Origin of the sequence: Pseudomonas sp. L-22-4S-12 (assembly GCF_009799935.1) — a bacterium.
Lineage (GTDB): Bacteria > Pseudomonadota > Gammaproteobacteria > Pseudomonadales > Pseudomonadaceae > Aquipseudomonas.
The window spans coordinates 258270-280194 of the sequence record NZ_WELL01000002.1 but is presented as its reverse complement, the minus strand read 5'-3'; the positions used below and the strand labels follow the sequence as shown (position 1 = coordinate 280194).

At 57.1% G+C, this 21925-nt stretch carries 17 protein-coding genes and 3 pseudogenes; 4 read left to right on the top strand and 16 right to left on the bottom strand.

Features of this window, described 5'->3' with window-relative positions; translation table 11 throughout:
- The first annotated feature begins 56 nt into the window (after nt 1–56).
- On the top strand, nt 57–2825 hold the full coding sequence (locus tag F3I16_RS07900; RefSeq protein WP_160493172.1) for a hybrid sensor histidine kinase/response regulator: 2769 nt from the start codon (nt 57–59) through the stop codon (nt 2823–2825).
- 99 nt (nt 2826–2924) lie between these two features.
- The gene (locus F3I16_RS07895; RefSeq protein WP_160079186.1) at nt 2925–3161 is read left to right on the top strand and encodes a YheU family protein; all 237 of its coding nucleotides are present in this window, start codon (nt 2925–2927) and stop codon (nt 3159–3161) included.
- 35 nt (nt 3162–3196) lie between these two features.
- Here F3I16_RS07895 and F3I16_RS07890 read toward each other — a convergent pair whose 3' ends face one another.
- The 3 genes from F3I16_RS07890 to F3I16_RS07880 form a co-directional block, all read right to left on the bottom strand.
- Entirely contained in the window at nt 3197–3529 is a 333-nt protein-coding gene (locus tag F3I16_RS07890) for a YnfA family protein (protein WP_160493171.1), read from the bottom strand.
- Nucleotides 3530–3576: 47 nt separating this feature from the next.
- Nucleotides 3577–4005 carry a hypothetical protein gene (locus F3I16_RS07885; RefSeq protein WP_160079184.1) on the bottom strand — a complete coding sequence of 143 codons (429 nt, stop codon included), beginning with the start codon at nt 4003–4005 and terminating at the stop codon, nt 3577–3579.
- Between the two features lie 222 nt (nt 4006–4227).
- Nucleotides 4228–5400: a CynX/NimT family MFS transporter gene (locus F3I16_RS07880; RefSeq protein WP_372239604.1), complete on the bottom strand. Its 1173-nt coding sequence runs from the start codon at nt 5398–5400 to the stop codon at nt 4228–4230.
- A gap of 185 nt (nt 5401–5585) precedes the next feature.
- Between F3I16_RS07880 and F3I16_RS07875 the strand changes: the two genes are divergently transcribed.
- Together F3I16_RS07875 and F3I16_RS07870 are read left to right on the top strand one after the other, a co-directional pair.
- Nucleotides 5586–7214 (top strand): GGDEF domain-containing protein, encoded by a 1629-nt coding sequence (locus F3I16_RS07875; RefSeq protein WP_160493170.1) that lies wholly within the window; start codon nt 5586–5588, stop codon nt 7212–7214.
- Nucleotides 7215–7360: 146 nt separating this feature from the next.
- Complete coding sequence (locus tag F3I16_RS07870; protein WP_160493169.1) at nt 7361–9535, top strand: hypothetical protein; 2175 nt, start codon at nt 7361–7363, stop codon at nt 9533–9535.
- A gap of 130 nt (nt 9536–9665) precedes the next feature.
- Here the strand turns inward: F3I16_RS07870 and rfbC are convergent, their stop codons facing one another.
- The 13 genes and pseudogenes from rfbC to F3I16_RS07800 all read right to left on the bottom strand — a co-directional run bounded on the left by rfbC (nt 9666) and on the right by F3I16_RS07800 (nt 21924).
- Entirely contained in the window at nt 9666–10214 is a 549-nt protein-coding gene (gene rfbC, locus F3I16_RS07865; RefSeq protein ID WP_160493168.1) for a dTDP-4-dehydrorhamnose 3,5-epimerase, read from the bottom strand.
- Nucleotides 10215–10414: 200 nt separating this feature from the next.
- Nucleotides 10415–10747 (bottom strand): annotated as a pseudogene (locus F3I16_RS21275) (sugar phosphate nucleotidyltransferase); the annotation flags it as partial.
- 76 nt (nt 10748–10823) lie between these two features.
- Complete coding sequence (locus F3I16_RS21270; RefSeq protein WP_306110092.1) at nt 10824–11012, bottom strand: sugar phosphate nucleotidyltransferase; 189 nt, start codon at nt 11010–11012, stop codon at nt 10824–10826.
- Between the two features lie 81 nt (nt 11013–11093).
- Nucleotides 11094–11993, bottom strand: coding sequence for a dTDP-4-dehydrorhamnose reductase (gene rfbD, locus F3I16_RS07855; protein ID WP_160493167.1), 900 nt, complete (start codon nt 11991–11993; stop codon nt 11094–11096).
- Nucleotides 11990–12222 (bottom strand): annotated as a pseudogene (locus F3I16_RS21175) (dTDP-glucose 4,6-dehydratase); the annotation flags it as partial. The gene rfbD and the pseudogene F3I16_RS21175, both read right to left, overlap by 4 nt.
- A gap of 97 nt (nt 12223–12319) precedes the next feature.
- Entirely contained in the window at nt 12320–13570 is a 1251-nt protein-coding gene (locus tag F3I16_RS07845; RefSeq protein ID WP_372239603.1) for an O-antigen ligase family protein, read from the bottom strand.
- A 243-nt stretch (nt 13571–13813) separates the two neighbouring features.
- Nucleotides 13814–15244: an undecaprenyl-phosphate glucose phosphotransferase gene (locus F3I16_RS07840; protein ID WP_256670115.1), complete on the bottom strand. Its 1431-nt coding sequence runs from the start codon at nt 15242–15244 to the stop codon at nt 13814–13816.
- Between the two features lie 83 nt (nt 15245–15327).
- Nucleotides 15328–16133, bottom strand: a pseudogene (gene galU / locus F3I16_RS21060) (UTP--glucose-1-phosphate uridylyltransferase GalU).
- A 43-nt stretch (nt 16134–16176) separates the two neighbouring features.
- Nucleotides 16177–16944, bottom strand: coding sequence for a WecB/TagA/CpsF family glycosyltransferase (locus F3I16_RS07820; protein ID WP_160493163.1), 768 nt, complete (start codon nt 16942–16944; stop codon nt 16177–16179).
- Nucleotides 16941–18131, bottom strand: a complete 1191-nt coding sequence (locus F3I16_RS07815) for a glycosyltransferase family 4 protein (RefSeq protein WP_160493162.1) — start codon at nt 18129–18131, stop codon at nt 16941–16943. Before F3I16_RS07815 ends, F3I16_RS07820 begins: the two co-directional genes overlap by 4 nt.
- Nucleotides 18121–19332: a DUF6369 family protein gene (locus F3I16_RS07810; protein WP_160493161.1), complete on the bottom strand. Its 1212-nt coding sequence runs from the start codon at nt 19330–19332 to the stop codon at nt 18121–18123. Before F3I16_RS07810 ends, F3I16_RS07815 begins: the two co-directional genes overlap by 11 nt.
- Nucleotides 19333–19337: 5 nt before the next feature.
- Complete coding sequence (locus F3I16_RS07805) at nt 19338–20780, bottom strand: lipopolysaccharide biosynthesis protein (protein ID WP_160493160.1); 1443 nt, start codon at nt 20778–20780, stop codon at nt 19338–19340.
- A 1-nt stretch (nt 20781) separates the two neighbouring features.
- Entirely contained in the window at nt 20782–21924 is a 1143-nt protein-coding gene (locus F3I16_RS07800; protein WP_160493159.1) for a TDP-N-acetylfucosamine:lipid II N-acetylfucosaminyltransferase, read from the bottom strand.
- Nucleotide 21925: the final 1 nt, after the last annotated feature.

Here is a 21925-nt window from a genome sequence, read left to right as displayed (position 1 = left end):
CCTCCCGCATCCGGGCAAAGTGCTGCGACAACGTATAAAAACCACGGGGTTCGCGGATGCCTCGCTTCTGTCTGGCCGTGCTCCTGTTGTGCCTCGCCAGCCCCCTCTGGGCCCTCGCCCCGGCGCCCCTGGACCGGGACCAGCTGCGCCTGTCGCTGGCGCCCTACATGGGCTACCACGAAGACCGCGACGGCAGTCTCAGCCCCGCCCAGGTGCAGCAGCTGCCAGACAGCGCCTTCCAGGGCATCGACGGTGACCACGCCAACCTCGGCAAGAATGCCTCGGTGTGGTGGTTCAAGCTGCGCCTGGTCAACAGCCGCCCGCAAGCGCTCTCCGGCTACCTGGAAGTCAACTACGCCCTGCTCGACCGCATCGACGTCTACCTGCAGGATGCCGACGGGCGCCTGCAGCACCAGCAGAGCGGCGACGGCTTCGCCTTCGCCCAGCGCCCGGTGCAGGTCCGCCACTTCTGGTTCCCCCTGCAGCTGCCGCACGGCAGCAACACCCTGCTGCTGCGCGTGGAAAGCACCAGCACCCTGTTCGTGCCGCTGTTCTTCAGCACCTACGGGGCCAGCGCGGCGGCCCAGGAAAACCTCATGGGCATCAACGGCGCCTTCTACGGCGTGCTGTTTGCCATGTTCATCTACAACCTGTTCCTGTTCATCTCGCTGCGCGAGCGCGCCTATTTCTGGTACCTGATCTACAACGTCAACGTCGGCCTGTTCGCCGCCTGCTTCGACGGCATGCTGTTCAAGCTGCTGCCCAGCCATGTGGCCCTGCAGTCGGTGAGCATCTACATCCTGATGTACCTGCACTGCCTGAGCGCCACCCAGTTCAGCCGGCACTTCCTGCACACCCGCCTGCACTTCCCGCGCCTGGACCGTGGCCTGCGCCTGCTCATGCTGGCGGTCCTCGGCGGCCTGCTGTCGGCGCCGCTGATCGGCCTGCAGGCCTGGAACATCCTCGCCAGCCTCGTCGTGCTGGTGGTCTCGCTGCTACTGCTGCTGACCGGGATGTATGCCTGGCGCCGGGGCATCCGCCATGGCTCTTACTACGTGCTGGCGTGGAGCGTGCTGCTGGTCGCCTTCATGCTGGTCACCAGCGGCTCGCTGGGGGTGGAGCTGTTCGGCATCTATGGCTCGGCGGTGGTCAAGGTCGGGGTGACCATCGAGCTGCTGACCCTCTCCATCGGCCTGGCCGACCGCATCAACCTGCTCAAGGAGGAAGGCTACCGCTCGCGCCAGGCCGCCGAGCAGGCGGCGCTCGAGAACCTGGCCAAGAGCCGCTTCCTGGCCAAGATGAGCCACGAGATCCGCACCCCGCTGAACGGCGTGCTGGGCATGCTGCAGCTGCTGCGCGAAACCAGCCTGGACCGCAACCAGCGCTTCTACGTGGACACCATCAGCAGCTCCGGCAGCTCGCTGATGACGGTGATCAACGACATCCTCGACTACGCCCGCATCGAGTCCGGCAAGCTCAGCCTGGAGGAGATCGAGTTCGACCTCGAACAGCTGGTGTCCGACACCCTCAGCCTGTTCACCAGCCAGGCCCTGGAGAAGCGCCTGCGCCTCTACGTCAGCCTGGAGCGCGGCGTGCCCCGGCGCATCAAGGGCGACCCGATGCGCCTCAAGCAGGTGCTGATGAACCTGCTGAGCAACGCCCTGAAGTTCACCCAGGAGGGCCACGTGGCCCTGCACGTCTGCCTCCGCAGCGACAGCCGGGGCCGGGCGCACCTGCTCTTCGCCATCCGCGACAGCGGCATCGGCATCCGCGCCGACAGCCTCGGCCAGCTGTTCAAGTCCTTCGCCCAGGGCGACTCCAGCACCACCCGGCGCTACGGCGGCAGCGGCCTGGGCCTGGTGATCAGCAAGGAACTGGTGGAGATGATGCACGGGCGCATCGAGGTGCAGAGCACTCCGGGCCAGGGCAGCCGCTTCGCCTTCGATATCCCGCTGCAGGCGGTGAGTGAGCAGCCCGACGAGCTGGCCGCCCTGCTCAACGGCCGCAGCGCCCTGCTCTGCTCGCTGGACGGCCTCGGCCTGGAAGCCCTCGGCCACCTGCTCGGGCGCTGGGGCATGCGCACCGAGCGCTGCCAGGACCCGCAACGCCTGGCGGACTACCTGGACGACTTCAGGAGCCCGCCGCTGCTGGTGCTGATGACGCCCTGGCCGGGCAGCATCGGCCACTGGCTGGACAGCATCGGCCAGAACCTGGAGCCCGGCCAGCGCATCCTGCTGCTGCACCCGCCGCAGCAACAGCCGCAACTGCCGGACCACCACGGCCTGCGCCTGCTCAACCTGCCGCTGCCGGTGGCCCTCACCAGCCTGCGCAGCACCCTGCTGGAGCTGTACAGCGAACGGCGCAGCGCACCCCGCCCGGCTCTTGCCGAGCCGCACGGTGCCGGCGGCGCCACGCCGTGCATCCTGGTCGCCGAGGACAATGCGGTGAACCAGCTGGTGGTCCAGGGCTTCCTGAAAAAGCGCGGCTACTGCGTGCGCCTGGTCAGCAACGGCCTGGCCGCGGTGGCCGAGTACCGGCGCGACCCGGCCGCGATCCAGCTGATCCTGATGGACTGCGAGATGCCCGAGCTGGACGGCTTCGACGCCACCCGGCAGATCCGCCAGCTGGAGCACAGCCGCCGCCTGCCGGCCGTGCCGATCATCGCCCTGACCGCGCATATCCTCGACGAGCACCGCGAACACGGCGCCCGCTCCGGCATGAACGACTTCCTCGGCAAGCCGCTGGACTGCCAGCTGCTCTACAGCACCCTGGACCGCTACCTGCTCGACCAGACGCTGCAGCAGGGCTCAAGGGTTGGCCAGTAAGCGCTAGCGGCAAGCGAATCCGGCAGAATGGCGCCGCAACGCGGTTCGCGACAAACCGCAACAGCCCCTAGAATGGCCGCCCGCCAACAAGGACCCGCCATGCTGATCCCCCACGACCTGCTCGAAGCCGAGACCCTGACCCGCCTGCTGGAGGATTTCGTCAGCCGCGAAGGCACCGACAACGGCGACGAAACGCCCCTGGCCACCCGCGTCGAGCGGGCGCGCAAGGCCCTGCTCAAGGGCCAGGCGCTGATCGTCTTCGACCCGGAAAGCCAGCAGTGCCAGCTGCTGCTCAAGGAGCAGGTACCGCGCGAGTGGCTGCAGGAGCAGGACTGAGCGCCTGCCACCCTACGGGGAACCGTGACCGGCGCTTAGCGCCAGCCCAGGCGCGGCCCGAGCAGGATGATCGCCGCGCCGAGCAGGCACAGGCCCGCCCCCAGCCAGTCGCTGGCCAGGGGCCGGGTACGCTCGACCGCCGCCAGCCAGAACAGCGAGGCGACGATATAGACCCCGCCATAGGCGGCGTAGGCGCGCCCGGCATAGGCGGCCTCGACGCGGGTCAGCAGCACGGCGAACAGGCACAGGCTGAGCAGCGCCGGCGCCAGCCACCAGACGCTCTTGCCCAGGCGCAGCCACATCCAGAAGGCGTAGCAGCCGGCGATCTCGAACAGCGCGGCGAGCAGGAACCACAGGTAATTGAGCATTCGGCGGCCTCTACGATAATGACCGAGGTTATGCCAGCCGGCGCCACTCAGCCGCGCAGGCAGCCCTCGCGCTCCCACACGCAGCGCATGCGCAGGTCATCCTCCTGCGGGCTGTGGAAGCCGCTCTCGGACTCCCAGCGGAAGGTGTGCAGGCCGTTCAGCTCGGTTTCCAGATGGACCACCGCGCTGGCCCAGTACAGGCGCTTGAGCAGCGCCTCGAACTCCTGCACCCACAGGCTCCACTCGTACTCGATGGCCCGGTAGCTGGCGCCGAAGTGGATCACCTGGGTCTGATACAAGCCCTCGCCCTCGTTGCCGCAGAAGGAGAACATCTCGCGGCCGAGAAACGGCCAGGCATCGCCCTGGGGCAATTGCTCCAGCACCCGGCGGTTGATGCCGCGCCGCAGCAGGCGCTGCTCGCGCTCGCCAGACGGCCAGTCACGGATGCAGCCATAGACGATGGATTCGGGCTCCACGCGGGTACTCCAAGAAATGCAGGCTGCCTTCTATCACAGGGCCTTGCCGCTGCAAAGGAACCAGTGCCCAAGAACCTGTTTACCATCCCTCGCAGGGTGCGCCGTGCGCACCAGAAAACCACGCGCAGGCCTCTGGTGCGCGTTACGCAGAGCTGCCCGGCACTGAAAGCAGCGAGCCCAACGCCTTCGTTGGTAGTGCCTGGAAAAGATCGCAAACAACTTCTAACTCTGCCGTTCCCCTCCGGTTCTGGGCGTACGCAGGCACCAGGCGATCAAGGTCATCAGCACACCCAGGGCGGTCAGGACCATGAACGGCAGCCGGTAGTCGCCACCCAGGTCACGCCCCAGCCCCACCAGGATCGGCGCCAGGCAGGCCATGCAGTAACCGGCGCAGAGCATCATCGCGGTCCAGCGGCTGACCGCCAGCGGCGTATGCACCTCGTACAGCGGCAGCACCAGCGACAGGGCGAACGAGCCGCTCAGCGCCAAGCCCATGAGCATGGCCCAGAGCTCCGGCAGCTGCTGTGGCAGGAAGGTGACCATGCCCAGGCTGAGGGTCATCGCCAAGCCGCAGCCCACCAGCAGCGGCTGGCGAATGTCGAAGCGCTGGGCCAGCCAGGGCAGCAGCCAGGCGCTGGGCAGGCCGACCAGCATGAAGGTGCCGAACAGGCCATTGCTGTACGGCAGGCTGAAACCGGCCTCGTGATAGCGCGCCACCAGCCAGGTGGCCATGCTGTAGAACATCCCCGCCTGGATGGCGAAGAAGCCGGTGACCAGCCAGGCCCGCGGCTCGCGCCAGGGCAGCCCGGCGCCATCGCCCGCGGCGGCGGTTTCCCTACGGTTGGGCAGGCGCGCCCAGAGCAGCACGGCGACCAGCGCCGGCAGCGCCCAGGCCGCCAGCCCGGCGGTCCAGTCATCGCCCAGGGCGCGGGTCAGCGGGATGCTCAGGACCGCGCCGCCGGCGCCGCCGATGGCCATGCCGAAGGAATACCAGCCCACCACGCGGCCGATGTGCCCGACGAAATGGCGCTTGATGAAGGCGGACAGCAGCGGCCCGGTCAGCGCGATGCCGGTACCCATCAGCACGGCGCTGCCGATCAGCAGCACGCCGCTCTGACCGCCCAGGCGCAGCAGCAGGGCCAGGCAGATCAGGGCCAGGCAGGCGGTGATGGTGCGTTCCAGGCCGATGCGCGTGGCAAAGCGTGGCGCCAGGGGCGCCAGCAGGCCCATGCACAGCACCGGCAAGGCCGTGGTCAGGCTGATCAGCCCGCGGCTCAGGGACAGTTCGGTGGCGATCCGCTCGATCAGCGGTGCCAGGGAAGTGATGCCGGGGCGCAGGTTGATCGCCGCCAGCAGCAGGGCCAGCATCAGCAGGGCCCGGGAAACAGGTTTCACAGCAGATCCAAACGCACGGCAGCCAGAAGGCCGGGCCGCCCACCCTACCCCGCCGGCCGCCGCACGGACAAGCCTGCCCGGCAAAAAAGCTGACCATATAGACAATCCAGGAACCCGCCACGCGCGGCTCCCGCCCGCGCGGAAAACCGCTAGAGTGAAAGCACAGTGCCAGCTCAGGGTTCGCCGTGCCATACCGCCCGCCACACCTTCCGCGCCGCAACGCCCGGCAATGGCTACTGCTCCTGCTGCTGATCTGCCTGGGCAGCGGCGGCGCCACAGCAGGCGACAAGCTGCGCCTGCAATTGCGCTGGCTGCACCAGTTCCAGTTTGCCGGCTACTACATGGCCCTGGAAAAAGGCTATTACCGCGATGCCGGGCTGGATGTGGAAATCCTCGAGGGCGGCCCGCAGGCCCTCAAGCCGGTGGATGCCATCCTCTCCGAGCGCAGCGATTTCGCCATCAGCAACAGCGGCGTGGTGATCGAACGCATGGCCGGCAAGCCGGTGGTGGCGCTGGCGGCGATCATGCAGACCTCGCCCATCGTGTGGATCGTGCGTGCCGACTCGGGCATCCGCACGCCCGCGGATCTGGTCGGCAAGCGCCTGATGCTGATGCCCGCGCCGGAAAGCGCCGAGCTGCTGATCACCCTGCGCCGCGAAGGCATCGACATGGGCCAGCTGAATATCCAGCCGACCAGCTTCGACCCGCAGGACCTGATCGACGGGCGCACCGACGCCTACGACGGCTACATCTCCAACGAGACCTACTGGCTGGCCCAGCGCGGCGTCGACTACCGCCTGATCAACCCGCGCGAATACGGGGTGAACTTCTACAACGATGTGCTGGTGACCAGCGAACGGCTGCTCAGGGAGCGGCCGCAACGGGTCGCGGCGTTCGTCCAGGCCAGCCTCAAGGGCTGGCAATATGCCCTGGATCACCAGGAGGAAAGCCTCCAGCTGATCCACCGCCGCTATGCCCCCGGCAAGAGCCTGGAGCACCTGCGCTTCGAGGCCGACGCCCTGCGCAAGTTGATCATGTCCGACCTGGTGCAGCTCGGGCACATGAACCCCGGGCGCTGGGACGCCATCGCCAACAGCTATGTGCAACTGGGCATGGCCCCCGGCCCGGTCAACCTGGGCGGGTTTCTCTACAGCGAACACGTCGAGCAGGACAACCGCATGTTCTACCTGGGCGGCGCCATCGCCCTGCTGGTCATCCTGCTGATGGCCACCGTCGCCTTGCGCTTCGCCGCCCTGTCGCGCGCCCTGCAGCGCGAGATCAACCGCCGCCAGGACACCGAGCAGCAGCTGCTCACCAGCAACGCCACCCTGGAGCGCCTGGCCAATACCGACCGCCTGACCGGGCTGTGGAACCGCCTAAAGTTCGAGGAGGTGGCGCAGCAGGAAGTCGGCCGCGCCGAGCGCTACGGCTACCCGCTGTCGCTGGTGTTCTTCGACATCGACCACTTCAAGGAGATCAACGACCGGCACGGCCACGAAATCGGCGACCAGGTGCTGTGCCGCCTGGCCGACCGGGTCCGCGAGCACCTGCGCGACTCGGACAGCCTGTGCCGCTGGGGCGGCGAGGAATTCCTCATCCTCATGCCGCATACCGACCGGCAGCAGGCCCGCCAGCTGGCCGAGAAACTGCGTGAACTGATCAGTGCGAGCCCGCTGCTCGAGCAGCAGCCGATCAGCGCCAGCTTCGGCATCGCCCAGCTGCAATCCGGCGAACTGCTGCGCGACCTGGTACGCCATGCCGACACCGCGCTGTACCGGGCCAAGCAACTTGGGCGCAATCGGGTAGAAACCTGAGCGAAAAAGCCAAGAAGTTCCGCAAACCACTCCGTCGCCGGCTCGAACAATGCCCATTCGCTGTATATAGTGCAGAGCCATGCAAGAAGAAGGCATTTAGCCACCAAGCCTCCCCGAAACGCCGCCCCACACGCCGGATGTCGATGATGAAAACAAAAAAAGACGCAGTGTCCACCGTTTCCGAAGCGCGCCCCGTCCTAGCCGAAAGCCCTGAAGCCGTAACCCCACCGCGGACACTCCTCAGCCCCGCCGGCAATGGCGAGCCGTACATGTACTTCACCGAGCGCGACATCGACCGCATCCTAGAGAACCTCGACGGCCTGCGCGAACGGGTCTTCCCCAAGGTCCTCAGCGACGACGGCAGCGATGTGCGCGCCAGCCAGCACTTCCCCTCGGTGTGCCTGATCGGCCTCGGCCGCTGCGGCTCCAACATCGCCCTGGACGTCGCCTCGCTGGTGTACAACGCACGCAAGTTCTACCTCAACGAATTCAGCAACCAGGAAAAGTCGGCCAACGAACAGCGCCCGACCAGCTGGATTCGCAGCAACCTGCGCCTGTCGCCCAGCCGCGCGGCCAAGCCGGTATTCCTCATCGAGCCGCTGGTGATGCTCGGCGACCTGGACAAGGACATCGAGGGGCGCATCCGCTTCTCGCGCAAGACCGAGAAGAGCGGCTTCCTCAGCGACTACAGCAAGATGAAGATCATGGACCTGTCCGAGGTGCATGCCGGCGGCGCCGGCAACGCGCCGATCCTCGGCCAGTACCTGGCCAAGATCATCCTCAACAAGGACACCCAGCGCTTCACCAATGCCGACTGGAAGTTCATCCACAGCTACCTGATCGACTCCTGCGGGATCAAGGCCAACCAGTCGCGCCTGTACTTCTATATCTTCAGCGCCGGCGGCGGCACTGGCTCGGGCATGGCCTCGGAGTTCGGCCTGGCCCAGCAGTTCGCCTACATGAGCAAGACCTTCGAGACCAAGACCGAAGAAGGCAGCGACGAGAACCGCGACCACTCCTTCGTCTTCGAGCCGATCTTCACCAGCGGCATCTGCATCCTGCCGAACATCTCCGACCAGCGCATCGAGATGTCGGAGGCCCTGCACATCAACGCCGGCCGCCTGCTGTGCAAGTACCTCGCCGAGGAGTGGGACTTCTCCTACAACTTCGACAACGAGGAAACCGGCGAAGAAAGCGTGATGCGCCGCATCCGCCCGTGGAACGCGATGATGCTGATCTCCAACGACATCATGCGCTACGCCGAGGAAAGCGACGGCGGCAACATCCAGAACATCGACGTGAACGCCATGGAGCGCCACGCCAACCAGTACATCTCGCAGCAGATCTTCAACATCCTCACCGCCCAGGCGGTGACCACCGACTACGACCAGAACTACTTCCGCCGCGCCGGCATCGACATCGGCGAGACCATCCGCCTGGACGCCAACGACCTGTTCATGAGTCTGGCCGGCCCGGTGGCCGTGGCCTACGCCGAGTCGGTGGTAGCCGAACAGGCACCACCAGCGCCCACCGACAAGTTCAAGGTGTTCGAGAAGGAGCAGCCCAAGCTCAATATCGACGACCTGTTCTTCCGCTCCATCGACCTGCCGCACTTCAACAAGGCGACCCAGGCCATCGAAGGCATCAGCCTGCTGCCAATCGAATCCAAGCGTTACCGCGCGGCGCTGGAGCAGTACAAGAAGGGCGGCTACGACGCCAGCGCGCTGAGCGACCTGCACTTCTTCAAGAACTGCTCCTCGGTGGTGTCCATCGTCTCCCTGCCCAAGGACTACAAGCTGTCCTACATGGACCTCAACCGCCTGAAGAGCCACCTCAACAGCCTGTTCCCCAACACCACCCTGAAGCGCTACGCCCTGGTCATCGGCGCCTCGGCCAACCTGTCGCTGACCACCCTGATCGTTAAGAGCCCGTGCCTGTCGGATGACTTCCTGACCCTGATCGTGGCCTTCATCAAGCGCTGCTTCGCCCGCGACCAGTACCGCTACGACGACAGCCTGGACAACGCCATGCTCGACTTCATCGTTTCCGAGGAGTTCGATGAGGAGCGCATCGAAGCCATGCTCAACGAGTTTGAGAACCCGGCGAAGATCCTCGACACCAACTGGTACGCGATCAAGCCGATGTACGAGAAGAAGTACCGCGAGCTGATCCACGATGCGGACAAGTTCGTCTCGATCAATGACATCCGCCTGTCGCGCGACAGCGTGAAGAAAGCCATCAAGTACCTGCGCGAGATCTACCGCCACCGAGTCGGCAAGACCCGGGTTATTTCGCTCAACGACTACAGCGGCAAGGTCTGACCGGCTGACTGCCGCGCCAACGAAAAGGGCCTGCACGTGCAGGCCCTTTTTATGCGTGCTGGAACTGGATTACACGGAGCGGTTGCAGCTTAGGTAAACAGGTTAAAGCCCAATTGTGACGTATACAGACTCATGCAAACAGCTCAGCATCGGCCAGTAGCTGTGCCTGCTGGTCTTTGCTGGAAAGTAACGGTGCATTGATGCCATGCCAATCGATAGCCAGCGCCGGGTCGCTCCAGAGGATGCTGCGCTCGCTTTGAGGCGCGTAGTACCGGGTGGTTTTGTACAAACACTCGGCACAGTCCGATAGCGCTACAAATCCGTGGGCGAAACCTTCAGGAACCCACAACTGGCGCTTGTTCTGCGCAGACAAGAAAATCCCGCTCCATTGACCGAAGGTCGGTGACGACTTGCGAATATCGACGGCAACATCGAATACCTCGCCCTGAACAACGCGTACCAACTTGCCTTGCGCGTGGGGCGGAAGTTGGTAATGCAGACCTCGCAACACCCCCTGCAAGGAGCGGGAGTGATTGTCCTGAACAAAACTCACGGGATAGCCAACTGCATCCTCGAAGCTCTGCTGATTAAAACTTTCATAGAAGAACCCGCGATCGTCGCCAAATACCTTTGGCTCAAACAGCACCAGACCTGGAATTTTGAGGCGAGTCGCGTTCATCAGTAAACCGCCTTAACTAGGATTCGCATAAGGTATTTGCCGTAAGCATTCTTGGCCAGAGGCTCGGCCAGCTTCTCCAGTTGCTCAGGGGGATCCACTTCTGGCGGAAGGCGATCACTCCTGGGCAGGCGACTTTCAGACCCTGACGTTTTTTATCCAGCGTGGCGATGAACTGGCTGGTTTCAAGCTGGGACTCATGGCTACCGGCATCCAGCCAGGCATAGCCGCCCCAGGATTTCCACCGGCAGCTGACCATGCTCCAGGTTAATCCGATTGAAATCGGTGATTTCCAGCTCACCGCGAAGCGGGGGTTCGATGCTTTTGGCAATATCAACGACCTGATGGTCGTAGAAGTACGGGCCGATAACGGCATAACTGGACTTTGGCGCTGCGGGCCTTTCTTCCAGGCTGATGGCCTTGCCGCTGGCATCGAACTCGACCAGTTCGTAACGCTCGAGGTCATGCACATGGTAGGCGAATACGCTGGAGTCTTGCTTACGCGCCATGGCGTTCAGCAGCAGCCCCTGAAAACGTGGCCGTGGTAGATGTTTTCACCCAGCACCAGGCGACCGGATCGCTACCGATGAAGTCTTCAGCAATCAGGAAGGCCTACGCCAGCTCGTCCGGGGTGGCCTGCACGGCACAGGACAGGCTGAGTCCACAGTGGCGGCCATCACCCAGCAACTGCTCGAAGCGTGGAGTGTCCTGCGAGGTTGAGATGATCAGAATCTCGCGAATACTCGCCAGCATCAGAGTGGTGAGCGGGTAATAGATCATCGGTTTGTCGTAGATTGGCAATAACTGCTTGGAAATGGCCAGGGTCGCAGGGTGCAGACGGGTTCCAGAGTCCCCGCGAGGATGATGCCTTTACGCTTCATATCAATCCCAATCGTTCAGCTCAATCAGCATACGTTTGACGTGGAACTCCCACGCCGGCAGTTGCAGGCCAAACGTCTGTTGCAGCTTCTGATTATCCAACCTGGAATTTACCGGACGCCGGGCAGGTACGGGGTATTTTGCAGAGGTGATGGGATGAACACTCTCCGGTGTTGCACGCAGCGGCATACCCAGACGAACCGCCTCGGCAATAACGAACTGTGCATAGCCATGCCAGCTGGTCGCCCCGCTAGCGACCAGGTGGTAAGTACCGCTGGCGACTCTGGCCAGCGCTGCATCGAAGGCTATTCGTTGCAGCAGCAGAGCTGTTACATCGGCAATCAGTTCCGCGCTGGTGGGCACACCAACCTGGTCAGCCACCACGCGCAGCTCCGCCCTATCCACAGCCAACCGCAGTATGGTCTTGGCGAAGTTGCCACCGCGCACGGCATAAACCCAACTGGTGCGCAGGATCAGGTGTCGGCAACCGCTGGCACGGATAGCCTGCTCACCATCCAGCTTGGTTTGCCCATAAACGTTTAGCGGCGCCGTTGGGTCATCCTCGACATAAGCGGCAGGCTTGTCACCATCGAATACATAGTCGGTCGAGTAATGCACCAACCAGACACCCAGTCTGTGCGCAGTAGTCGCCAGTACGGCTACGGACTCGGCATTGACCTTGCGCGCACGCACGGCATCCGACTCGGCCTTGTCTACCGCGGTATAGGCAGCGGCATTGACGATGACGGCAGGCTGCTCGCGCACAACCAGCTCATCCAGTGCCTGAGGGTTTTCCAGGTCGGCCGAGCGGCGATCGCAAATCACCAGTTGGCCCAGCGGGGCAAGCGCCCTTTGCAGCTCCCAGCCAACCTGTCCATTGGCCCCCAGCAATAGAATTTTCATGGATATTGCTTGCTCACCCAATCCTGGTAGTTGCCGCTTGTGATGTTGTTGACCCATGCCTGGTTATCCAGGTACCAGCGCACGGTCTTGCTGATGCCGGTTTCCAGCCCAGCTCGCGCTCAAGCTTGGTGGCATCGATGGCGTAATGCTGATCATGCCCTGGGCTGTTTTTGACGAAGGTGATCTGCTCATGGTAGTGGCGCCCGGTGCTGCACGGCAGTTCCTGATTGCTCCGCGTCCAGAGGTGTCGATTGGCACAGCACAGCGGGTAGACGTAGAAGCGTCAAGGGCTGCACTTCCACCCGGAGCATGGGTACGATCAAACTCTATTTGGCAGCACCGGTGAAGCGGTTTCGTTTACCCGCGGGCCGCACCCCGAGCAGGATGCCGATCGGGAACCAGACCAGCACCCAATAGGGGCTTAGCCGATGAAAGATCGTATAGACATCGGAAACCATGGCCACCATGGCGAACACCAGCAGCGCCAGGCCCACCCGCGCCAGGGGCTGCGTCCTGCACACCCAGCCCTTGTGCAGCAGGCTCAGCAGCAACAAGACGAACAGACTGATGCCGACGATGCCGTATTCGTACCAGAGTTGCAGGTAGAGGCTATGGGCGTGTATGACGCTCCATGTAGAATCAGGAAATTTAAAGAACAAATCCGCACCAGCCCCCGCCCCCATGAGCCAGAACTCGGGAAGATGCGCAGCCCAGTTATCCCAGATCAGGTGGCGACCACTGACCCCCACTTTCTGCTCATGTTGAATCTCTGGCCAGAAAAGGTAAGCAGCGACAACCACTGCCAAGCACCCGGCCCCAATCAAGGACCGGGATTTGATATTTGGGAACAACAGCAGCAGGACGAAGCCTCCCGCCGCGGTGGAAAACCAGGCGCCACGAGAGAAGGTGAGCAAGACATAGGCCAGCAGCCCCAGCATCGCCACAGCCAGCAAGGCCGCCTGCCAGGCACGCACCTTCAAACCGACGAGGAGATAGGTCAGAAGCACGGCAAAGAAGCCGTAGTACAAGCCGGCAATAATCGGATGATTCAGATCCCCAAGCCCGCGCCACCCCATTTCGCGCAGCCGGCCAGCGTAACGTAGCACCTTGTATTCCAGCGGTTTATCCAGCACCCCAAACTGGTAATAGAGCGTCAACCAGGCAAATACCGAGGCCATTGCCACCCCGGCAAACAACAACCAGGTAAACGCCCGCTCATGCCTTACCAGGCTGGCCACGGCGAAGACATACAGCAGAATCAGCACATCGATCTTCAACCAATAAGCAGGCCCGTGGCTGGAGCCGGCGTTGACCGAACCGGTCAACAGCACCCAGGCCTGCAAGCATAGCAAGAGCACACCGGGGGCCTGACGCCAGATATCCAATGCAAATCGCCGCCACAGCAGCAGGATCAAGGTGGGTACGAACAACAACAAATAAGTCTGGGTTGCATAGCGGCTGCCATCGCTGTTGAACAACAAGCCCGACAGTTGCACAAACAACCCAACACCCAAGATAAACAACCAGACCTTGGGCAGCCCCACCACTGGCCCCATAACCCGCTGACTAAAAAGCACTGATCTTCCTGTAGTTTCCGAACATAAGAATAACGACAAACACCGATTAACCAGTGCACCGGCAGGAGCAGGCCTCACTCGCCCGTTGTAGGAGAGCCGCGCCCGTTCCTGACGGGCTTGCGGCATTTCCCACATCCATGGAGGTCACGCGTCCGGCGGCGAAGGCGGATGCGGTCCGCCCAAGAATCCAAAACATCGTACCGGGGCGTACGACATTCCGCATCAACGCTTTTGCTGTGAACCTCAATAGGCGTTCTTGTTGATAAAGCCTTTGAACACCGTCAAGAAAATGATCTTCACATCCAGCCACAACGACCAGTTATCGATATACCAGAGGTCGTACTCGACGCGTTTCTGCATCTTCTCCAGAGTGTCCGTCTCTCCACGATAGCCGCTGACCTGGGCCCAACCGGTGATGCCCGGCTTCACCTTGTGGCGCTGCATGTAGGATTCGACGAGGTCCTTGTAATACTCGTTGTGCGCCAACGCATGGGGGCGTGGCCCGACGATGGACATGCGTCCCTGCAGGACGTTGAAGAACTGTGGCAGTTCGTCCAGGCTGGTGCGGCGCAAGAAAGCGCCCAACGGGGTGATTCGTGCATCGTTGCGCGTAGCCTGGGTCACTCCCCCTGACGACTCCTGATGAATCACCATCGAGCGGAACTTGTAGACCCTGAACTTTCTGCCATTGATGCCGGTGCGGTATTGCTTGAACACTACCGGTCCAGGCGAGGTGAGTTTGATGGCGATACCGATCGCCAAACAAACCGGCAAGATCATTAGACTGATCAGGCCACCCACCAGCATATCTTCCAGACGCTTGATAACCCGGGCCGGGCCATCCATCGGGCTGCAGCTCAAATCCAGCGAATAAAGCCCGGCGATATGGCTGACCTTGTGATTGAGCAACGGAATGTCGCCCCACTCGGGAATGAAGCGTACCGCGACCGTGTGATGGCGTAACGCGTAGAGGATCGAGCGCAGCGCCCCGCCCTCACTCAGTGGCAAGCACAGCCAGACTTCATGCGCCCCATGCTCATTTACCGCCGTGACCAGGTCGTCCAGCCATTGCGCACCGCGAGCGAACTCCAGGTTATGCGCGATAGTAAAACCATATTCCCCAAGCGTCCGGCCATTGTTCAACTTCAATGCCGTATCGCCACCGCCCCCCACTAACAATACCGATTTGAGATTCCGCCCACCCGAGCGCAACTGGCGCAGCAGCAGGAATGCGACAAGCCGCATCAGCAGGCTCAGCGAACCGCCGATCAGCAACAGGACGATAAACCAGACCCGTGAATAGCTATCAGAAACCTTGAGGAAGAACGACAGGGACAGGAGTATGCCGGCAGCGGCCAACCAGCCGATCAACAGTCGGCTGACCTGACGCAGAAACGGCATACCGCGCTGAGAGCCATACACCCCACTCATGCCCAGGCAGAAGACCAGGACCATACTGGCCAACAGGGTCGCCGAGTTGTAGCGCCCCTCCATCGCGAAATGGCCAAAACGCAGAAAGTGGGCCAGGAACCCGGCCGCGATAACCAGCGCCATCTCCGACAGCGCCACGAACAGCGGGACGGGATAGCGCTCGGCGAATGTGGGCTGGTAACTCGGAATGGATTGCATATCCTTTACAAAAACTCCAAACAACGACCAAAACGGGCGCTGCATATTAATGCCCACCGCCCTAAAAGCCTATGGAAATAGCCAGAACAGTCCGGGCAATACCGCCCGGCCCCTCCTACAGCCCTTTCTTATAAAATCGCTCGAACCTTGGCATAGCCTTCGGCGCTGCCGCAGTCGAAACGCTTGCCCTTGAACCTGTAAACCAGCACGCCGCCCCGCTACGCCTGTTCCATCAGAGCATCGGTGATCTGGATCTCGCCGCCCTTGCCGGGCTCTGTGTCGACAATCAGCAGGAAGATATCGGGGATGAGGATATAGCGGACGATGATCGCCAGATTCGAAGATGTCTCCTCGGGTTTCGGCTTCTCGACCATATGGCTGACGCGATAGAGATCGTCGCGGATCATCTCGCCAGCGATCACCCCGTACTTCTGGGTCTCCTCGCGGAGGACCGCCTGAATCTCGACAATCGAACAGCGGAACGGACGGTACAGCTCGATCATCTGTAACAGTACCGGGTCGCCACCAGGGTTGACACACGGATCATCGGCCAGCACCACAATAAAAGGTTCGTCACCGATCAGTGGCTACCCGCACAGGATCGCGTGCCCAAGCCCTTTCATCTCCGCCTGGCAGGCATAGGAAAAGGGGCAGGCGTCGATCAATTTGCGCGCGCTATCCAGAAAACGCTCCTTGTCCGTGCCCTGGACCTGATACTCCAGCTCGTAGCTGATGTCGAAGTGGTCCTCTGGCTCCCGCTTGCCACGCCCCGTGACGATCACTATGTGCTACAAGCCGGCCTCGTAGGCCTCCTCGTCGCCGTACTGAATCAATGATTTATTGACAATGGGCAGCATTTTCTTGGGCATGGCCTTGGTAGGCGGAAGAAAGCGCGTGCCGTAACCGGCGCGGGAAACAGACATTTACGAAAAATGGTGTGTCCTGAGCTTGAGACGTGAATAGCGACGCAAAAAGCATCACTTCGAGATCCACTGTTGAAGTTTCTCTTGAAGCAATAGAAGAGCAAATTTCGAATTTGATAACAAATAGCGTCTCCACATGCGCCGCGGCTCTTGCGCAAGTCTAAAAAGCCACTCTAACCCATAGTTCTGCATCCATGTAGGAGCCCTTCTGATCTCCCCAGACAAAACATCAAAAGAACCTCCTACACCCATTATAACTATATGCCTTTTGATTTTCGTTCTCGCATAATTAAGAAACTCCTCTTTCTGGGGCGAGGGAGTGCCTATGAAGAGAAAATCGGCATTGCTTGTGTCAATTGCCTCAATAATTTGACCCCACTCAGCCCTCTGAAAATATCCGTTCCTAAACCCCGCAATAAGTTGTGCAGAATAACTCTCCGCGAGCTTATGAGTTAGCGCCCTGACAACTTCTTCTTTTGCTCCAAGGAGAAAAACCCTCTTCTCTCTTTTGTGTGACTCCGCCAACAATCTCGCAAAGAGATCACAACCAGTGACCCTAGGTATTTTCAAACCCTTTAGCAACTTAACAGCGTACACTACTGACATACCATCAGCGTTTACAATATCAGCATTATTCAGCGCATCCTTAACATCAAAACTATCTTCCTTCATGCAAACCTTAAATGCATTAAGATCCTCTCTAATGACAGGGCGACCAGCACTGCCACTAGACACAAGATACTCAACTGTTTCCTCCATACCCAAAATGGAAAGCTTAACTCCAAAAACAACGACATGATTAGTTGATTGAGGCAAACTCATTTCTCGAGAACCTTCCTGTAAGAACTAACGTATTGCCCCCCCATAGACTCCAAAGTAAACCGCTCTTTATAATACTCAAAAGCGCGACCCACGACCTCTTCCGCGTTAACTTTCTTGTCTATAACCAAGCTCATGAGCGCCGATAGCGCCTCAGGATCTTCTGGAGTAAAGAAATAACCATGAACTTTATCAACGAATAGCTCTCGCATCCCCCCCACGTCCGCCGCAAGCACCAGTTTTTGGTATGAAAAAGCTTCAACTGGCTTCAGCCCTGCAACTTTCTGTGTAATAGGGAGATCCCTTCTTGGCAACACGATGGTATCAATTGCTGCGTAAGCACTCTGAATTTCGGAGAACTCAATCCTCCCATGAAACTCTATCAAATCCGCCACACCTAACTTTTCGGCAAGCGCCACCACACCCTTTCTCGCGTCGCCCTCTCCATAAATATGAACTTGAAAATCGCGCCGGCACTTTAAAAGCAGAGCAACAGCCTCAACAAGAACCTCCAGCCCCTCATAAGAAACTACCGAACCAACATACCCAAATGAATGGAGGCGCATTGAAGATCCATTAGTTTCTTGCCGACAGCCCGGAGCAGAAACAGCATTATATATAATCTTATAATTATCCGGATCCCTTTCATAATAATGCCGCATAATCCCCTTGGAAACAAAAAATATCAAACCACTCCGCTTACCCGTAAAATATTCTAAGAATTTTATTAACCGCCTTTGCAAGCCTATAAATACACCACCACTGACATCCTCCTCCCAAGTTGAACGCATCTCATAAACAACCGGTTTTCTTAAGACAGCACCAACGATCAGCGCGGGTATCCCCATAAAAAATGTGGCATGGGCATGTATTACATCAGGGGCCTCTCGCTTGCATATATCGAAGATTTTCTTTGTATAGGAAAATATCGAGAACCCTCTCTTAATACGCTCCAATAAGGTACGACTATTTTTAACACCACCACTACCGGATGAGTTACATCGGTAATATTTAACCCCATTATTCAACTCAATATCTTTTAGAGTCTCACCCACTTGAAATGGGGAGCTGATTACGAAAACATCGACCCCCGCTTTTTTCTGGGCGGCCAAAATATTCTCCAGACGGGAGACAGAGCCGCAAACAGATGGCCATGTCTGATGAGCAATATGACAAACCTTAATTTGCATGGCTAGATTCGTTCCTCCCATAGCCCACTCTGCTTAGAGTCAACATGAACAGAGTAAAAACAAAAAATAACGGTTGATACGGAATGGATGTAGTAATCATTATTATGAATAGAAAAACGTATATCGCTTTTCTTGTCCTTGCACTTTGACCAAATGCCGCCATTTTAATCAATGCATACACATAGAGGAGCGCGAATACACCAATTTTCACCCATAGCGTAAGATATGCGGAATCAATAGTATTGTGTTTAGTGTCGAGATTTTGATACTCAAACCATGGAATTTCAAATGTAACCCCTAATGCATGACCTAAAACTGCCTGGATAACTCCCGCGCGTTCAAGGATATTTGTTGCCGGGGAAAGCCTGATCACAACCTGATCAACAATGCCCTCTAGGCTAAAAGTACTATTAAGCCTATCGACATTTAATAGATGAGCCATATAAACAAAGATGACGCCAACAAAAAGCCCGACAACTACAGCGCAAATAAAACGCTTAAGATTGGTGATCGACGCAAACATCAACGACAGGACCAACCCAAGCATCATTATTCGTGACCCAGCAATCAAAATAACAGAAAGCGCCAATATATTAGCAATATAGAAAATAATATTTTTTGTGAATTTTTCCGTATTGGTTCCGGAGAATATTATAAAGGCCGCACAGAGATATGTGGAAAAACCTGAGTACCTGTATTGATTCTCTTCGGAATAGTAAACATTAGCCACCGATATCATGTTATTTGAGAACGCATAAAACGCAAAAAAATGAAATATTGAAGCAATTATTACTATCTTGCCGATTTCATTATCTGTAAATTTTACTTTTTGAACTGCAGGCAACATTAGCAGCGGAAGGGCTATACATAAAATCAAGCGCACCTCCCTCACAAGATATTTATCCACCCCATATATGGCCGCACCAATTGCCAGGTAAACGACGAGGACTAAAATAATTAATAACTGCACACCAAATTCTTTATTCAGTAAATTTCGTGGCTTTTTAAGCAGGTAGATCATCCCAACAATAAATATAAATGGCTCATAATAATACACACCAAAATTTGAAACCATTTTTTCGAAAGCAGATGACGATGGAATTGCTGCAGCAAAAAAATAAAACAACCACAAAATACGCTTAGGCTTGGCAGTAAAAAAAAGCCCCAAAAACGAGAAGAACGATGAGAAAATTATAAACATTTAGTTTATTCCGACCTTCTTCTTTTTGCGCTGATCTTGACGTGCATTTTCGAAAAATATATTGACTTTGCAGCGCGCAGCGAGCCTCTAAACAAGTAAAGACTTGCCAACCCAATTGATAGCCATACAGAGATCACGACAGCATGATAAAATTCACCAACAATTGATGTTGCAATAGCCGCCAGCAAACAGGCGAACGTAACAACATATAGCTTCAATCGAGGAACTTTTCGCCATGCAAGGCAAGAGAGCTCTGTACGACAGACCAAGAATACCCAAAAAGAAAAAGCTGTCGAGCTCGCCGCGCCCACTGCACCAAACTTAGGAACTAACAAGTAGTTTCCATATAAATTAATTGACGCTGCAATGATGGATGCTATCAATGCATAACCACTCTTTCGAGCAATACCAATTCCAACTACAGTCGTTTCAGAGAGAGTATAGAAAAGCGGATAGCACATGCAGGCTACCAAAAGATACTGAACTTTATTGTATTGTTCTGGAAGCAGGTAAGTTACGATCCATGAGAAAAGCCCAGCCAACACAAAGAGAAATACAACCACAGCAAGAACATGCTGTGTCACCACATCAATTTCTTCAACATTGACTTTCTCTGCAGCCCACTTGTAAACAATGGGTGCCCAGACAGTTGAGAAAATACTTTGAAAAATAATGGCTGCTGCTGCGAAACTAGATGTTACTGAATATATACCCAACTCTTCGAAGGTAGAAAATCCACGTAAAAACAGCTTATCCACTGCTGTTAGTCCCCAAAAGGCAGCTCCACTGATGATTAGCGGAATACCAAACTTGAGCATAGCCTTAAGTTCGTCGATATCTATTTTTTGTTGTGCAGCTGTTACCCATTCATGACGGGTATTCCAAGTATAAACTAGAGCCACAGCCACGACAGACAGCGTATGGGCGATTACTAAATGGAGGAGGTCTAAACCGAACGAGAAAAGGACATAGGTACCGATAACCGAAAGAAATAGGAGCTTTGGCAACACCTGGCTCATTGAGAATGCCAAGCCCCTTTCCTGCATGCGCAGGATCAAGGACAGAAAGCGCGAAATAAACGTGACCAAGAAACACAATGCAACTAGAACGCTGATCAGCACACTGTCCACGGAAAAAAGTGCTTTCGAAATAAAGTCAGGAACTACAAAGCAAAACATTAAGCCAATAACAAGCAGTAGCAAACCCGGAAACATAGCAATCTTCAGCAGAGCGGGTTTCCGTTCGGCTTCGTGATATTCGCGCACATAAGCTTGATCCAGCCCTAAGCCGAACAGCAAAATACATAGACTTGAAACAACCTGCAGCATGGCGACTCGGCCGATATCCTCGGCCGAGTAGAACCAAGTAATAATTGGTAGCGTGATAAAGCCCAACGCGGCACCACCGATTGGCCCAACAGCGAAAGCAGCAATTTTTTTGACATTCATACTATGCGAATTTACATGCCTGCCTTAGTAAGTTTATTGTTTTTCTATCAGAAGCTTCTTTTGACCAATTGTGCTTTACTATCTTACGATTAATTTCCATGCTCTCATGGTCAAGCCTATCCTTGAGCAGATCAGGATTTTTCTCTAGTTCTTGAATTGAAAATATCACTGCTCCCTGATCCCGAAAGTAGGCATAAGTCGGGCACTCTTTTCGCAAAAACACTTTTGCGCCAAGATAAAGCATTATGACTATATTTCCAACAGCCTGCTGTCGAATATGATTCATAACTACAAAACCACACGACGCTAACACGCGCACATACTCACTTATAGGCATGAAATCGATCAAAGGCTCGAAGCGCTCATCGAGCAACTCGCGCCCTTTAACTAAAATTAAATCTTTATATCGCGCATCACCATAACTAAGCGGCGCAACAATCTTTCGGCCATCAACCCCTAGACTTAACAAAAGGGAGAATGCATCTATATGATTATTTTCAGCAGATGCACTATTTCCAACAAGAATGGAGTTTCCTGTTACCTGGGCATCTGCAAAGCCTTTTACCAAGTCCTCTTCTAGATTTCCGTAGTTCCATAGAGCATATTCTGGAAACGCCCCCCCTAAATACTTATCATTGACCATGCAATACTCAGCCGGGAGCACGGGTGAAAAGAAATTTAACCTTCGAATTATTTCTGACTTTTTTGTCGAAAAAAGCGCTTCCCTTATTAGAGACTTTATTATCTTGCGAAAGCCTCCCTGAGGAAGTTTTTTTTGTAGTTCCATACTAGTCAAGGGTAGAAACATTCTCTCCCTAGAACCATATATAATATCGTAATAATCGTAGCCCCAACCAAGCCAAACTACTGGTATATCTTTCGGGAGCTTTAAAATTGTTTTATACCAAACAGGATCGAGCGAATGGACTATGACAACATCATGCTCAGAAAGACCTTTTGATATCTTACCTGTAACTATATCTACAATAGAGCATATCTTTGCCGGTGACCTAACAAACCTTAGAGGCCTTCTACTGTAAATATATAAATCGTTTGCTCCGGGCGCTGCCCGCTCAAACGCCTTGATTGCTTGATCAATAAATTTCTCATCATTTGCCAAGTGCAGTATTTTTAGCTTCTTCATT